The sequence below is a fragment of the Pleomorphomonas carboxyditropha genome, from assembly GCF_002770725.1.
GTDB lineage: Bacteria > Pseudomonadota > Alphaproteobacteria > Rhizobiales > Pleomorphomonadaceae > Pleomorphomonas > Pleomorphomonas carboxyditropha.
In genome coordinates this window covers 192,891-206,812 of the sequence record NZ_NQVN01000007.1, presented here as the reverse complement: position 1 = coordinate 206,812, position 13,922 = coordinate 192,891, and the positions used below count along the sequence as shown (strand labels likewise).

General features: G+C 67.9%; 15 protein-coding genes and 1 tRNA gene. 9 read left to right on the top strand and 7 right to left on the bottom strand.

The genetic code is table 11. The features are described 5' to 3' along the window. From CJ014_RS13150 to CJ014_RS13140, 3 genes are all read left to right on the top strand, one after another. On the top strand, nt 1-99 hold a 99-nt coding region (locus CJ014_RS13150), incomplete at its 5' end, for an IS3 family transposase (protein ID WP_133121849.1). A 266-nt stretch (nt 100-365) separates the two neighbouring features. Continuing rightward, nucleotides 366-441: transfer RNA gene (locus CJ014_RS13145), tRNA-Ala, on the top strand. A 286-nt stretch (nt 442-727) separates the two neighbouring features. Continuing rightward, complete coding sequence (locus tag CJ014_RS13140) at nt 728-1,729, top strand: FUSC family protein (RefSeq protein ID WP_165790836.1); 1,002 nt, start codon at nt 728-730, stop codon at nt 1,727-1,729. A 42-nt stretch (nt 1,730-1,771) separates the two neighbouring features. On the opposite strand, the gene CJ014_RS13135 is transcribed toward CJ014_RS13140, so the two are convergent. From CJ014_RS13135 to CJ014_RS13115, 5 genes are all read right to left on the bottom strand, one after another. After that, the gene (locus CJ014_RS13135) at nt 1,772-3,217 is read right to left on the bottom strand and encodes a sodium:proton antiporter (RefSeq protein ID WP_100080946.1); all 1,446 of its coding nucleotides are present in this window, start codon (nt 3,215-3,217) and stop codon (nt 1,772-1,774) included. 17 nt (nt 3,218-3,234) lie between these two features. Further along, nucleotides 3,235-4,071 (bottom strand): tryptophan synthase subunit alpha, encoded by an 837-nt coding sequence (gene trpA, locus CJ014_RS13130; RefSeq protein WP_100080924.1) that lies wholly within the window; start codon nt 4,069-4,071, stop codon nt 3,235-3,237. Further along, the gene (trpB, locus tag CJ014_RS13125; RefSeq protein ID WP_100080923.1) at nt 4,068-5,291 is read right to left on the bottom strand and encodes a tryptophan synthase subunit beta; all 1,224 of its coding nucleotides are present in this window, start codon (nt 5,289-5,291) and stop codon (nt 4,068-4,070) included. Before trpB ends, trpA begins: the two co-directional genes overlap by 4 nt. Next, nucleotides 5,288-5,944: a phosphoribosylanthranilate isomerase gene (locus CJ014_RS13120; RefSeq protein ID WP_100080945.1), complete on the bottom strand. Its 657-nt coding sequence runs from the start codon at nt 5,942-5,944 to the stop codon at nt 5,288-5,290. The genes trpB and CJ014_RS13120 overlap by 4 nt, the downstream gene beginning before the upstream one ends. Before the next feature lie 69 nt (nt 5,945-6,013). Next, a complete protein-coding gene (locus CJ014_RS13115) occupies nt 6,014-7,267 on the bottom strand; it encodes a penicillin-binding protein activator (RefSeq protein WP_100080922.1) in 1,254 nt (417 codons plus the stop codon). Nucleotides 7,268-7,452: 185 nt separating this feature from the next. Between CJ014_RS13115 and CJ014_RS13110 the strand changes: the two genes are divergently transcribed. The 4 genes from CJ014_RS13110 (at nt 7,453) to gshB (ending at nt 10,048) form a co-directional block, all read left to right on the top strand. Then, nucleotides 7,453-7,758 (top strand): Dabb family protein, encoded by a 306-nt coding sequence (locus CJ014_RS13110; RefSeq protein WP_100080921.1) that lies wholly within the window; start codon nt 7,453-7,455, stop codon nt 7,756-7,758. Then, nucleotides 7,755-8,681 carry a 16S rRNA (cytidine(1402)-2'-O)-methyltransferase gene (rsmI, locus tag CJ014_RS13105; RefSeq protein WP_100080920.1) on the top strand — a complete coding sequence of 309 codons (927 nt, stop codon included), beginning with the start codon at nt 7,755-7,757 and terminating at the stop codon, nt 8,679-8,681. The genes CJ014_RS13110 and rsmI overlap by 4 nt, the downstream gene beginning before the upstream one ends. Then, complete coding sequence (locus CJ014_RS13100; protein ID WP_100080919.1) at nt 8,678-9,034, top strand: YraN family protein; 357 nt, start codon at nt 8,678-8,680, stop codon at nt 9,032-9,034. Before rsmI ends, CJ014_RS13100 begins: the two co-directional genes overlap by 4 nt. Nucleotides 9,035-9,109: 75 nt before the next feature. Further along, on the top strand, nt 9,110-10,048 hold the full coding sequence (gene gshB / locus CJ014_RS13095; RefSeq protein ID WP_100080918.1) for a glutathione synthase: 939 nt from the start codon (nt 9,110-9,112) through the stop codon (nt 10,046-10,048). A 4-nt stretch (nt 10,049-10,052) separates the two neighbouring features. On the opposite strand, the gene CJ014_RS13090 is transcribed toward gshB, so the two are convergent. Then, nucleotides 10,053-10,505 (bottom strand): SH3 domain-containing protein, encoded by a 453-nt coding sequence (locus tag CJ014_RS13090; protein WP_425351914.1) that lies wholly within the window; start codon nt 10,503-10,505, stop codon nt 10,053-10,055. 282 nt (nt 10,506-10,787) lie between these two features. Here CJ014_RS13090 and CJ014_RS13085 point away from each other — a divergent pair, with 282 nt between their 5' ends. Continuing rightward, nucleotides 10,788-11,774 carry a 2-hydroxyacid dehydrogenase gene (locus CJ014_RS13085; protein WP_100080916.1) on the top strand — a complete coding sequence of 329 codons (987 nt, stop codon included), beginning with the start codon at nt 10,788-10,790 and terminating at the stop codon, nt 11,772-11,774. Nucleotides 11,775-12,130: 356 nt separating this feature from the next. On the opposite strand, the gene CJ014_RS13080 is transcribed toward CJ014_RS13085, so the two are convergent. Beyond that, nucleotides 12,131-13,135, bottom strand: a complete 1,005-nt coding sequence (locus CJ014_RS13080; protein ID WP_100080915.1) for an adenosine kinase — start codon at nt 13,133-13,135, stop codon at nt 12,131-12,133. Nucleotides 13,136-13,253: 118 nt separating this feature from the next. Between CJ014_RS13080 and CJ014_RS13075 the strand changes: the two genes are divergently transcribed. Continuing rightward, nucleotides 13,254-13,922 carry a sulfate transporter family protein gene (locus tag CJ014_RS13075; protein WP_100080914.1) on the top strand — a complete coding sequence of 223 codons (669 nt, stop codon included), beginning with the start codon at nt 13,254-13,256 and terminating at the stop codon, nt 13,920-13,922.

Below are 13,922 nucleotides of genomic sequence, written 5' to 3'. Positions count from 1 at the left end.
TATATCCGCTACTACAACAATGACCGCATCAGGATGAAACTCAAAGGGCTGAGCCCCGTACAATACAGGACCCAGCCCTTAAATCGACCCAGCCTATGAAACCGTCCAACTTAATGGGGTCAGTTCACTCCCAGCCGGCCTTTTCTTTTGTGACAACGCGCCGCAACCGTCGGCAACCCCTTCAAAATTCTCGGAAATCGGCCATTTGTTCAAAAAGATGACGGAAAAATCGCCGGAGCCCGAAAAACCTCTTGATCGGCGGGGGAATGCTGAGTATATCCCGCCTCGTCGAGCCGGAACCCACACCGGCGGCGCCCGAAAGCGAAAGCCGACGGCATCTTCCCAAGCCGGAAACGACGCCTGATGGGGCTATAGCTCAGCTGGGAGAGCGCCTGCATGGCATGCAGGAGGTCAGCGGTTCGATCCCGCTTAGCTCCACCAAACTTCACACAAAGCCCTGTTGTTGGAATTTGCCCGCGTGGCTTTGCTCGCCGTCGGCACAAAGCCATTTTGATTTCAGGACGTCCCAAATGTTTCCCTCGCAAGGCGACCAGGGCACGCGAATCCGTGCAACGCGCCGCGATGCCGATCGAGACTCGGGAAGCGTGGAACCAATGCGGCGCAATCTGGTAGCTTATACGACGCTTTACCGGGCTTGCTTCCATCCCCTTCCCGAGCAGAACATATGCGACTGGACCTTACCGGCCGTCCCCGAAAGCTACTCGGATTGATCCAGCCGTTTCACTGGCGGCTTGGACTGGTCGGCATACCCGGTATCGCGATCGTTCTCCTTGTCGGCCGGCTCATCACCGATCCGCTTCATGCGGCCATCGCCGCCGGCGCGGCTTTTTCGGTAGGGTTCGGCCTGTCGCGTGACCTGTTCGGGCGCCGCTGGGGGGCGATGGCTGCCGCCATGATCGGAATGGCCGTGGCGGGGGCCCTTGGTACCCTCGCAGGAGCCTGGTTTCCGGCACTGGCGATCATCTCGGCCGGTCTGGCGGCGCTCTGTGCCGTATTCGCCCTTTCCGACGAAGACCTCTGGTGGGTGGCGCTGCAAGTCGTGATCGCCTTCATGATGGCCGGATATTTCCCCGGCGGGCTCGACGCTGCCGCGGAGCGGGCGCTGGCGGTAACGGTCGGCGGGGCTGTCGAAATTGCCACGGTGGCCACGATCGCGGCGCTTCTGCCGACACCGCTGCGACGGTTGCCGCTGGCGGCGGGACGCCGGGACTTCCAACGCTCGCTGGCGATCGCTCATGCGATGCGGGCGGCGCTGGCGGTCCTGCTCAGCCTGTCGATCGCCAGCGGGATCGGCCTTGCTTTCGATTATTGGGCGCCGATCACCGCCCTTATCGTCCTCAAGCCCGGCCTTCACGATACCCGGGCGCGCGGGTGGTCGCGGCTGCTGGGTACCGCGGGCGGCTGTCTCTTGGCCACGCTGTGGGCCGGCGGCTTCGCCGTCGGGCACCTCGGCCTGACGATCGGCGCCATCATCGCCATCGCCTTCACCTATTCGGTGCAGAAAGCGAGCTACGAGATTTTCTCCGCCGCCGTTACCATGACGGTCGTATTCCTCGTGTCCCTCGGCCAGGGCGGCGCCGTCGATAACGCCGAACACCGGCTGTTGGCGACGATCATCGGCGGCCTTGCCGCGCTTCTCGTTTCCGCGCCATTGCCGCACCGCCAGCCGAAGACGATCGGACCGGATCGCCTGGGAGGGCAGTCCTGAGACTGCCGATACCGCCGTCGTCTTGAAGTTGGGACGCTTCGGCTAAAGGAAGAAGATCAGGGTCGTGATCAGGAACAGCGGGATGAGGATGCCGGCCGACCAGGCCATGTAGCCGAAGAACGAGGGCATGCGGATGCCGGATGCCTCGGCGATCGATTTCACCATGAAATTCGGCGCGTTGCCGATATAGGTGTTGGCGCCCATGAACACGGCGCCGGCCGAAATCGCCACCAGCGTTCCAGCCATCTCGGTCATCAGATGGGCGGGATCGCCACCGGCGAGGTTGAAGAACACCAGATAGGTCGGCGCGTTGTCGAGGAAGGACGACAGAAGGCCGGTCGCCCAGAAATACATGGCGTCGATCGGCGTGCCGTCGGCAGCCGTCACCAGCCTGATGAGCGGCGCAAAGGCGCCGTCATGGGCCGCCCGCAGCATGGCCAGCACCGGGATGATGGTGACGAAGATGCCGGCGAACAGCTTGGCTACCTCGACGATCGGTCCCCATTCGAAGCCGTTGCGCGCCCGCAGGCCAGCCGGCGTCAGCCAAAGCGAGGCGAGCGCGGCGATGATCAGCAAGGCGTCACGGACAAGGTTCTGCAATTCCACGTCGACGCCGAACATCCGAAAGCCGATGCCCGGCTTCCAGGCGCCCGACATCAGCACGGCGCCGACCACCACCAGCAGCAATAGGAGATTGACCACGCCTTCGAGGCCGAGCCTGCCGGTATCCGGCGTGGGGTCAAGCCGGCCCCTGAAGTCGTCGTCGCGGTGATAAAGGCGCCGGTCGATGGCGTAGAACAGGGCGAGCAGGACGACGGCGGCGAAGGCGGTTTCCTTCAGCATGTGCATCGTCGTCCAGAAGAAGCCGATGCCGCGCAGATAGCCGAGGAACAGCGGCGGGTCGCCGATCGGGGTCAGCGATCCGCCGAGGTTGGAGACCAGGAAGATGAAGAAGACGATCACGTGCACGTTGTGGCGGCGGCCGTCGTTGGCGCGGATCAGCGGCCGGATCATCACCATGGAGGCGCCGGTGGTGCCGATCACCGAAGCGAGCAGCGTACCGATGCCGAGCAGGGCGAGGTTGGTGCGCGGCGAGCCGTGCAGGTTGCCGGTGACGAGGATGCCGCCGGCGATGGTGAAGAGGGCGCCGAGCAGGACGACGAAGGGGATGTAGTCGTGCAGCAGCGCCTCGGCCAGCGGCGTCACCACGGCCGGCGGCCCCTGGACAATGGCGAAGGGCACCAGGAAGGCCAATGCCCAGGCGGCCGCCACCTTGCCGAAATGATGGTGCCAGAAGCGCGGCGCCAGCAACGGGCCGAGGGCGATGGACAGCAGGATGCCGACGAAGGGCAGCGCCCAGACGCCCCCCAGCGATGCGCCGTCGACGCCATGTCCTTGCTCGGCCGCCAGGGCGGGCAGCGACAAGCAACCGAAGGGGACGGCCGCCAAGCCAAGTCGCCTCGCTCCGACAACGAGCGGCTGGACCATGGCTGCGCCGCCCATGGTCAGGCGCGTCCGCGCCGCACGCCGGCTGCCAGATCGGCGACGAGATCGGTAACGGCCTTGACCGTGGCGGCGGTCGCCTTGCCGTCCTCAAGCGAATCGCGCACCGCGTTGACCAGCGCCGAACCGACCACCACGCCGTCGGCGTGGGCGGCGATGGCCGCCGCCTGCTCGCCCGTCTTGACGCCGAAGCCGACCATCACCGGCAGCGGCGTATGCGCCTTGATGCGGCCGACGGCGGCGGCAACGTCGCCGGCCGCCGCCGACTTGACGCCGGTGACGCCGAGCACCGAGACGTAGTAGACGAAGCCGGAGGAATTCCTCAGCAGCACCGGCAGGCGCCGGTCGTCCGAGGTCGGCGTCGCCAGGCGAATGAAGCTGATGCCGGCGCCGATCGCCGGCAGGCACAGTTCCTCGTCCTCTTCCGGCGGCAGGTCGACGACGATCAGGCCATCGACGCCGGCTGCCTTGGCGTCGCCGAGAAAGCGCTCGACGCCGTAGATGTAGATGGGGTTGTAGTAGCCCATAAGCACCACCGGCGTCTCGTCGTCGCCCTCGCGGAAGGCCCGCACCTGCTGAAGCGTCTTCACCATGGTCTGGCCGGCGGCGAGCGCCCGGATATCGGCGGCCTGGATCGGCGGTCCCTCGGCCATCGGGTCGGAGAAGGGCATGCCGAACTCGATGATATCGGCGCCGGCGCCCGGCAGGGCCTTGAGGATGGCCAGCGAGGTGTCGGCATCGGGATCGCCGGCGGTGACGAAGGTGACCAGAGCCGCCCGGCCCTCGGCCTTCAATTTTGCAAGGCGGGCGTCGATGCGGGTGACGGGAAGGGAACTCACAGATCGACTCCCAGGATCTTGCCGACGGTGAAGACGTCCTTGTCGCCGCGGCCGGACAGGTTGACGACGATAATCTCGTCCTTGCCCATTTTCGGCGCGCGCTTGATCGCCTCGGCGACCGCGTGGGCGCTTTCCAGCGCCGGTATGATGCCCTCGACCTTGGTGAGCGTCTGGAAGGCGTCGAGCGCCTCCTGGTCGGTGGCGGGAACGTAGGTGACGCGCCCGGTGTCGTTCAGCCAGGAATGCTCGGGGCCGATGCCCGGATAATCGAGACCGGCCGAGATCGAGTGTCCCTCGAGGATCTGGCCGTCGTCGTCCTGCAGGAGATAGGTGCGGTTGCCGTGCAGCACGCCCGGCCTGCCGCCGTTCAGCGACGCGGCGTGCCCGTTGTAGACGTGCATGCCGTGGCCGCCGGCCTCGACGCCGACGATGCGGACGTCCGGATCGTCGAGGAAGGGATGGAAGATGCCGATGGCGTTGGAACCGCCGCCGACGGCCGCGACGACGAGGTCGGGCAGCCGCCCCTCGGCGGCGAGGATCTGCTCGCGCGTCTCGTTGCCGATCACCGACTGGAAGTCGCGCACCATCGCCGGATAGGGATGCGGGCCGGCCGCGGTGCCGATCATGTAGTAGGTGGTCTCGACGTTGGTCACCCAGTCGCGCAGCGCCTCGTTCATGGCGTCCTTCAGCGTGCCGTTGCCGGCGGTGACCGGATGGACGCTGGCGCCCAGGAGCTCCATGCGGAAGACGTTGGGCTTCTGCCGCTCGACGTCGGTGGCGCCCATGTAGACCTCGCACGGATAGCCGAAGCGGGCGCAGACGGTGGCCGAGGCGACGCCGTGCTGGCCGGCGCCGGTCTCGGCGATGATGCGTTTCTTGCCCATGCGGCGGGCGAGCAGGATCTGGCCGAGGCAGTTGTTGATCTTGTGGCTGCCGGTGTGGTTGAGCTCTTCGCGCTTCAGGTAGATCTTGGCGCCGCCGAGGTGGGCGGAGAGCCGCTCGGCGAAATAGAGCGGGCTCGGCCGGCCGGTATAGGTGGCGTTCAGCGCCTTGAGCTCGGCATGGAAGGCCGGATCGGCCTTGGCCGCCTCGTAGGCGCGGTCGAGCTCGAGGATCAGCGGCATCAGCGTCTCGGCGACGTAGCGGCCGCCGAAAATGCCGAAATGGCCGCGCTCGTCCGGACCGGTCCGGAAGGAATTCGGCGTCGTCGCCTCGCTCATCGTTGTCCCTCTTCACTCGCCGCGCGCGCCGCCGCCACGAAGGCGCGGATACGGGCCTCGTCCTTTTGGCCCGGTGCGCTCTCGACGCCCGACGACACGTCGACGCCGAAAGGGCGCACCTGCCGCACCGCATCATGGACGTTGGTAGGATCAAGCCCGCCGGAAAGCAAGAAGGGCGTCGGCGCTCCTTCCAGCAGCGACCAGTCGAAGGCGACGCCCAGCCCGCCGGGCCGGCTGGCGTCCTTCGGCGGCTTGGCGTCGTAGAGGAGGAGGTCGGCGACACCGGCATAGGCACGGGCGGCCGCAACGTCTTCGGCCGACCCGATGCCGAGCGCCTTGATCACCGGCCGGCCGGCGCGTTTCCGCGCCTCCGCGACCCGCTGCGGGCTCTCGCGGCCATGCAACTGGACGAAGTCCGGCGCGATGCCCGCGACGAGCTTGTCGAGAAGGTCGTCGGCGGCATCGACCGTCAGCACCACGGTCTTCGCCCGGCCAGCCACCTGCCGGGCGAGTGCGGCGGCGGCCTCTGCCGGGAGATGGCGCGGACTTTTCTGAAAGTGGACGAAGCCGACGAGATCGGCGCCGGCCGAAAGCGCCCATTCCAGGCTTTCCGGCGTGGAGAGACCGCAGATCTTGACGAGGAAGGAGGACATCATGCCAGCAACCTGACGGCAGCGGCGGCCGAAGCCGCCGCCGCGTCCATCGGAAGACAATACCTGCCGTCAGGCGCCGGTGAAGGCGCGCGGGGCAGCGGAAACCAGCGACGGCGTCGAGCCCGTCACTTCGTAGATCGCGAGGCCGCGGTCGTTGGTGCCGAAGGCGTTGAAGCGGAACAGGCCGTTGACCGCCGACAGGAAGCCCTCGGGATTGGTGATGACCGAAAGCTGGAAGCGCTGGGCGCCGGCCGTCTTGGCAAGCCCCGCCGCCAGCACCACCGCGTCGTAGGCGAGCGAGGCGGTAAGCGGCGGCTCGCCGCCATAGGTCGACCGATAGCGGCTGGCGAAGGCCGAGAAGCCCGATATCTCCGGCGAGGGGAACCAGCCGCCGACCAGCGACGGATCGCCGTAGACGGTGGGATCGTTCCAGACGCCGGTGCCGAGCAGCTTGATGCGCGTGAGGTCGACGCCGGCCGACCGCAGCGACCGGGCGATGTTCGGCGCCACGCCGGCCCCTTCGGGCAGCAGAATGCAGTCGATCTGCGCGGCGTTGGCGGCGACCGCCGCCACGGACTGGGCTTCGCCGCCGGCGGCGAAGCGTTCGACGGCAACCACGCGCATGCCGTAGCGCCCCGCCTCCTGGCGCAGCGCCGCCTCGGCGAGATTGCCGAAGGCGCTCTGCGACATGATGGCGGCGATCGACTTGCGGCCGGACCTTGCCGCCTCGGCGACGACGCGGCGCACCTGGCCGTCGACCAGGAAGCCGAGAATATAAACGCCAGACGCCGCCACCGACGGATCGGACGAGAAGGCGATCACCGGCACGGAGGCGGCGCGCGCCACCGGTCCGACGCCGCCCACCTCGGCGGCGAAGATCGGGCCGATGATCAGCTCGGCCCCCTCCGAGATCGCCTGGCGCGCCGCCTCGGCGGCGCCCTCGGCGGTGCCGTGGGTGTCCTTCACCAGCACGGTGAGGTCGTTGCCGGAAAAGTCGTTGAGGCCGAGCGCGGCCGCGTTCTGCATAGCGGCCGCCAGCGCGGCGCCGTTGCCGGGCGCCGTCTTCGGCAGGAGCAGCGCCACACGCACCGTGCCGGTGCCGAGCACCTCGCCCGACACGGCCGGCCCGGTCGGAGGCGGCAGCAGGGCGCCGCCGCCGCTCGGCCGGCTCATCGGCGAACAGGCGGCAAGCGCCGCGCCGCCCATCAGCAGCAGCGCGAGGCGCCGGCTCAGCCCGGCCGCCTCCGCGCGCTGGCCGTTCGTCTCCGGAGACACGGCCGTGTCGGCCGCGCCGCTCGCAACCCTGCCATCGTCACGGGTCATCGTCTTACCTTCCGCCGCAAAAGCATCCGCTCCATTTCAATGACAAATGGCCGTAGATGCAACTCCTTACGTGCCATTTACCGGTGGAGAGGCGAGGAATCGGCCGGAGTGGCTCGATTTTCCCGCCGAAGTGTGGTTTTGGGAGCTAGAAACGACGGCTTTGGAGCGTCGGCCAAGGAAATTCCATGATCAGACACATCGTCTACTTCTCAGTCAGTTCGGCCAGCGACCGCGATCGGGTGCTCGCCGGCCTGCGCCTGCTCGAGGCCAATCCGCATGCCCTGCATCTCGAGGTCGGCGAGAACCTGAAGCTCGACAGCCTCGGCAACGACATCGACTTCGTGGTCTACGGCGAATTCACCGACGCCGCCGCCCTGGAAGCGTTCAAGGCGCATCCGAGCTACGAGGCATCGATTGCCGCGGTGCGGCCGATCCGCGACCTGCGGATGGCCGCCGATATCGTGGCGAGGGAGCAACGGCGGCCGTCATGAGCGAGACAGGCGGCAAGGCCGCCACAACGGGCTATGCGATCGACGGCACCGTCTTCGCCGGCAAGCCGGTGGAGCCGGGCCTTTATCCGGTGGCGACGCCGATCGGCAACCTCTCCGACATCTCGCTCAGGGCGCTCGACGTGCTGGCCGGCGCCGACCTCATCGTTTGCGAGGACAGCCGCGTCACCGCCGTTCTGCTCGACCGCTACGGCATCCGCAAGCCGCTCGCCATCTACCACGAGCACAACGCCGCCCGCGAACGGCCGCGCCTTCTGGCCATGCTGCGCGGCGGCATGCGGCTGGCGCTGGTTTCCGACGCCGGTACGCCGCTGATCTCCGACCCCGGCTACAAGCTGGTCGAGGAGGCGATCGCCGAGGGTATCCGGGTAATCCCGATCCCGGGCGCCTCGGCCATCCTGTCGGCGCTGGTGGCCGCCGGCCTGCCCACCGACACGTTCCTGTTCCTCGGCTTCCTGCCGCACAAGGCCGGGGCGCGCCGCAACCGGCTGGCCGACTTCCGCAGCGTGCCGGCGACGCTGGTCGTCTACGAATCGCCGCACCGGGCGGCCGAGACGCTCGCCGACATGGCCGAGGTGCTGGGCGGCACCCGGCCGGCGGCGCTCTGCCGCGAGCTGACCAAGCGCTTCGAGGAGGTGCGGCACGGCTCGCTCACCGAGCTGGCGGCCGGCGCCGAGGCCGATCCGCCGCGCGGCGAGATCGTGCTGGTGGTCGGTCCGCCGCTTGGCGAGACGGCCGGTGAAGCCGATATCGAGGCGCTGCTCACCGCCGCGCTCGAAACCCAGGGCGCCGGCCAGGCCGCCGCCGAGGTGGCGAAAGCCACCGGCCGGCCGCGCAAGGAGGTCTACGCCTTGGCGCTGAAGCTCAAGGCGGTCATCGACGCCGGCGGCGGTGACGCGGAATGACCGCCGACCGCCGGGCCGGTCACGCCCGTGGCCTGGTGGCCGAGGGCATGGCCGCGTGGCTGCTGCGCCTCAAGGGCTACCGGGTGCTGGCGACGCGCTACCGGACGCCGCTCGGCGAAATCGACATCGTGGCGCGGCGCGGCAAGGTGCTGGCCTTTGTCGAGGTCAAGGCGCGCCCGTCCGTCGAGGCCGGTCTCGAGGCGATCGCCGCCGAAGGCTACCGCCGCATCGAGGCGGCCGCCGATCTCTATCTGTCGCGGCACCCGCAGTTCGCGGCGTTCACGCTGCGCTTCGACCTCGTGGTGATCGCCCCGCGCCGCTGGCCGTGCCATGTCGAGAACGCTTTTTCGTGAAGCGCTTTCCCGTTGCGCGGCAGCCGGAAGCCGCCCATAAACGGCGGCGTCCCTTTCCGAAGCCGAGTTGCCGCCATGAGTCTTTCCGTCGCCGTCCAGATGGACCACATCGCCTCGATCCGCCTCGCCGGTGATTCCACCTTCGCCCTGATGCTGGAAGCGCAGAAGCGCGGCCACAGCCTGTTCCACTACACGCCCGACAAGCTGACGCTGCGCTCGGGCCGGGTGACGGCGGCGATCGAGCCGGTGGCGGTGCGCGACGAGCCCGGCAACCATTTCACGCTCGGCTCGCCGGAGAAGACCGATCTGTCGACGCTCGACGTGGTGCTGCTCCGGCAGGACCCGCCGTTCGACATGGCCTATCTTTCCACCACCTACATGCTCGAGCGCATCCATCCCTCGACGCTGGTAGTCAACGATCCGGCCGAGGTGCGCGACGCGCCGGAAAAGCTGCTGGTGATGAATTACCCCGAGCTGATGCCGGAGACGATCATCACCCGCGACCCGGACGAGATCCGGGCCTTCCGCGCCGAGTTCGGCGATATCGTGCTGAAGCCGCTCTACGGCGCCGGCGGCCAGGGCGTCTATCACGTGAAGCCCGACGACGACAATTTCGGCGCCTTCCTGGAGCTGTTCCTCACCCAGTCGCGCGATCCCTTCATCGCCCAGCGCTACCTGCCGGCCATCAGGGCCGGCGACAAGCGCATCATCCTCGTCGACGGCAAGTTCGCCGGCCTCGTCAACCGCGTGCCGGCGGAGGGCGATCTCCGCTCCAACATGGTGCGGGGCGGCGCGGCGGCCAGCACCGAGGTGAGCAAGCGCGATCTGGAGATCTGCGAGGCGATCGGCCCGGAACTCAGGGATCGCGGGCTGATCTTCGTCGGCATCGACGTCATCGGCGACAGGCTGACCGAGATCAACGTCACGTCGCCGACCGGCATCCGCGCCATCCGGCGGCTCGGCGGCCCCGACGTCGCGGCGCTGATATGGGACGCCATCGAGTCCCATTTTTGAGAAATCAGAACTTCTCGTCCGGATAGACGCCCCAGAGGGAGCCCTGGGCGATCCAGCCGGAAAAGCCCTTGCCGTCGAGCCGGCACCAGGTGCCGTTGCATTTCTCGACCGGCGCCTGCACCTTCGGCTCGACGCGGGCGGTAACGCGGCTGGTGTCGTCCGGGCTGGCATGCAGATCGATCAGCGTCTTGTCGGCGGTCCAGGGCGCGACGATGGCCGTGCGCGCGCCCGACAGCAGCGAATGGAACACCCAGCCCTCGCCGCCCTCGAAGTCGCGGATACGCCGCCAGTTCTCGAATTCCTGGGTGATCTCCACCGGCATGCCGGCGCGCACGTAGCGCCAGACCACCGCCTGGTCGCGCGACGGTCCCTGGCGGACGTTGACGGAGTCCGATTTCAGGCTGACGAAGCGCGGCACCGGCAAGCCGGAACTGCCGATCGTCACGTTCTGGGCCAACGAGGGACCCGCAAGCAGCAGCCCTGCGGCCAGAATCGCCGCCGCCCGTAGCCTCGCCGCCCCCATCGTTGCCCCGCCTTCCATGCCAAAAACATGCGCCGCTCCTCGAAGCGGCGCCTGGTGCAATGGTTGCCGGTCAAAGTTAACGTCGCGTCAACGCCGCCGCGCGACGAATGATCGCGGATCGGAGCTCCGCCGGATTGACGCCCGGAAGCGGCTGGTCGACACTTGCCGCGACAGGCTGCCGCCCGTCGGCAACCCTGAGGAAGGACGAAACGCGATATGGCCGGCAAAAAGCCCCTGGTGGTGGTGACGCGCAAGCTGCCCGACGTCGTCGAAGCGCGCATGTGCGAGCTGTTCGACGTCCGCCTCAATCCGACCGACCGGCCGATGACCCAGGCCGAGCTGGTCGAGGCGAGCCGTATCGCCGACGTGCTGGTGCCGACCGTTACCGACCGCGTCGACAGCGGCGTCATTGCCCAGGCCGGCTCGGGCCTGAAGCTGATCGCCAATTTCGGCAACGGCGTCGACAACATCGACGTCATCAAGGCGACCGAGCGCGGCATCGCCGTCACCAACACGCCCGGCGTACTCACCGAGGACACCGCCGACATGACCATGGCGCTGATTCTTGCCGTGCCGCGCCACATGGCCGACGGCATGCGGGCGCTTCAGGCCGGCGAATGGCAGGGCTGGTCGCCGACCGGCATGCTGGGCAACCGCCTCCGCGGCAAGAAGCTCGGCATCGTCGGCATGGGCCGAATCGGCCAGGCGGTCGCCCGCCGCGCCGGCGCCTTCGGCCTGTCGGTCTACTATCATAACCGCCATCGCCTGCCGGCCGAGGTGGAGGAAAAGCTTGCCGCCACCTGGTGCGAGAGCCTCGACCAGATGCTGAACCGCATGGACATCGTCACCGTCCATTGTCCGCACACGCCGGCGACCTATCACCTCCTGTCGGCGCGGCGGCTGAAGCTGATGCGGCCGGACGCCTACCTCATCAACACCGCCCGCGGCGAGATCGTCGACGAGGCGGCCCTGACGCGCATGCTGGTCGCCGGCGAACTGGCCGGCGCCGGCCTCGACGTCTACGAGCAGGAGCCGGCGATCAGCCCGAAGCTCGTCAAGTGCGGCCGGGCGCTGCTGCTGCCCCACATGGGCTCGGCGACCATCGAGAGCCGCATCGAAATGGGCGAGAAGGTGATCGTCAACATCCGCGCCTTCATGGACGAGCACCACCTGCCCGACCGCGTGCTGCCGTCGATGTTGTAGTTTGGCCTCAGGCGCCGGAAGCCGCTCCGCGGCTTCGGTGCCCTCCGCCCTGATGCCCGGCACGACGACCTATATATGCCGCCCGTTCCATTCTGCCCGAGGTCCTACGCCTTCGCGTAGGATGACAGAATTATATAGAAGATACATATACATAGATTGTCATCCTGCGCGAAGGCGCAGGACCTCAGGCAGGAAAAGGCAAGGGGCACATATAGGGCTCCGCCTGTACGGCGCCGATTGGTTACCGGCGTCGATGTCGCCGGCAAGGCAGCTACCGCCCTTGGTTTTCGTGCTCCGCGCGGGCGGCGCTTGTCGCCGGAAGCCGCTCCGCGGCTTCAGTTTTATCCTGCCCGCTCTCAGGCCGGCAGCTTCAGGCCGGCGTCGCGGGCGAGCTGGCCGAGGCTGATCGCCGGGCGGGGACCGATATGGCCGACGCACTCGCCGCCGGCGAGGCAGCCGAGCCGCGTCGCCTCGGCGGGGCTCAGGCCGCGCGAGCGGGCGTAGAGGAAGCCGGCGGCGAACTGGTCGCCGGCGCCGGTCATGTCGACCAGCTCGTCGACCTCCGACGCCGGCGCCGATACCAGCTCGTCGCCGTCGAAGGCCAGCGCGCCGTCGCCGCCCAGCGTCACCGCCGCCGCCTTGCAATCGCGCCGGAGGCAGGCGACCGCCGTGTCGAGGTCGTGCGTCTCGTACAGCGCCTTGGCCTCTTCCTTGTTGGCGAAGACCAGATCGACGGTGCCCGAACGCATCAGGTCGAGGAATTCGGCGCGGAAGCGGTCGACGCAGAAGCTGTCCGACAGGGTGATCGAGGCGAGGCGGCCGTGGGCATGGGCGATGGCCGCCGCCTTGCGGAAGGCCTTCTTGGCCTCCGGCGGGTCCCACAGGAAGCCCTCGAGATAGGTGTAGCGAGCGGCAGCCACCGTCTTCTCCTCGATGTCGTCGACGGTGAGATGATGGCAGGCGCCGAGATAGGTGTTCATGGTCCGCTCGCTGTCGGGCGTGATCAGGATCATGCAGCGGGCGGTGGGGGCGCCGTCGAAAAGCGGCCGCGTCTCGAAATGCACCCCCTGGGAACGGATGTCGTGGGTGAACACGTCGCCGAAGGCGTCGGTCGCCACCTTGCCGATATAGGCGGCGCGGCCGCCGAACGAGGCGACGCCGGCCGCCGTGTTGGCCGCCGAGCCGCCGGAGGCCTCGACCGCCGGTCCCATCATGTCGTAGATGCGTTCGGCCTCCTCGGCATCGATCAGCCGCATCATGCTTTTGGTGACGCCCAACTTCACCAACATGTCTTCTTCAGCGGGGGAGAGAATGTCGACGATGGCATTGCCGATGGTCAGCACATCGAAGTCGAGGCTCATCTGAAAACGTCTCCTTGGTCCGGCGTCGACGCGGACAGCTCTTCCATTTGGCCTAGACCATTCCCAACTGACCGGCAAGCCGCGCCACCACTACGGCATTTAGGGGAGAATAAAAAGCATGCTGAATGCCGTGCTGACCGCCCTTCGCGACATTCCGACACCGCCCTTCCGGGCCGTGCTGTGGAAGTCGATCGGCCTGACGCTCGCCCTGCTCGCCGTGGTCTGGATCGGCACCTGGGCGGCGGCTGACCATTTCGCCGCCGCGCTGCCGGACGGCTGGCGGACGGCCGCCGAGTGGCTGGCCGGCATCCTGCTGTTCGTCGGCCTCGGCTTCCTGGTCGCTCCGGTGACGGCGCTGTTCGCCGGCCTTTACGCCGACGAAGTGGCGGAAGTGGTGGAACGGACGCGCTATTCCGCCGACCGGCCGGGCGTGTCGCAGCCGCTGATGACCGGCCTCGTCGCCGCGTTGCGCTTCACCGGTTTCGTGGTGCTGGTCAACATCGCCATGCTGCCGCTCCTGTTCCTGCCGGGCGTCAACGTGCCGATCTTCCTCACCGTCAACGCCTATCTGCTGGGACGGGAATATTTCGAGCAAGTGGCGATGCGCTTCCGCCCGCCGGCGGCGGCACGGGCGTTCCGGAGTGCCCATTCCGGCAAGGTCATGCTGGGCGGGCTGACCATCGCGCTGCTGCTCGCCGTGCCGATCGTCAACATCCTGACGCCGCTCTATGCCACCGCGCTGATGGTGCACGTGGTGAAACTCGCCGAGCGGCAGGAACGGGCCTGA

Bases quoted from the DNA above. Each gene is read 5' to 3' on its own strand.
- CJ014_RS13135 (WP_100080946.1), bottom strand. From the start codon at position 3,217: ATGGTCCAGCCGCTCGTTGTCGGAGCGAGGCGACTTGGCTTGGCGGCC.
- trpB (WP_100080923.1), bottom strand. From the start codon at position 5,291: ATGAGCGAGGCGACGACGCCGAATTCCTTCCGGACCGGTCCGGACGAG.
- CJ014_RS13120 (WP_100080945.1), bottom strand. From the start codon at position 5,944: ATGTCCTCCTTCCTCGTCAAGATCTGCGGTCTCTCCACGCCGGAAAGC.
- CJ014_RS13115 (WP_100080922.1), bottom strand. From the start codon at position 7,267: ATGACCCGTGACGATGGCAGGGTTGCGAGCGGCGCGGCCGACACGGCC.
- CJ014_RS13110 (WP_100080921.1), top strand. From the start codon at position 7,453: ATGATCAGACACATCGTCTACTTCTCAGTCAGTTCGGCCAGCGACCGC.
- rsmI (WP_100080920.1), top strand. From the start codon at position 7,755: ATGAGCGAGACAGGCGGCAAGGCCGCCACAACGGGCTATGCGATCGAC.
- CJ014_RS13100 (WP_100080919.1), top strand. From the start codon at position 8,678: ATGACCGCCGACCGCCGGGCCGGTCACGCCCGTGGCCTGGTGGCCGAG.
- gshB (WP_100080918.1), top strand. From the start codon at position 9,110: ATGAGTCTTTCCGTCGCCGTCCAGATGGACCACATCGCCTCGATCCGC.
- CJ014_RS13085 (WP_100080916.1), top strand. From the start codon at position 10,788: ATGGCCGGCAAAAAGCCCCTGGTGGTGGTGACGCGCAAGCTGCCCGAC.
- CJ014_RS13080 (WP_100080915.1), bottom strand. From the start codon at position 13,135: ATGAGCCTCGACTTCGATGTGCTGACCATCGGCAATGCCATCGTCGAC.
- CJ014_RS13075 (WP_100080914.1), top strand. From the start codon at position 13,254: ATGCTGAATGCCGTGCTGACCGCCCTTCGCGACATTCCGACACCGCCC.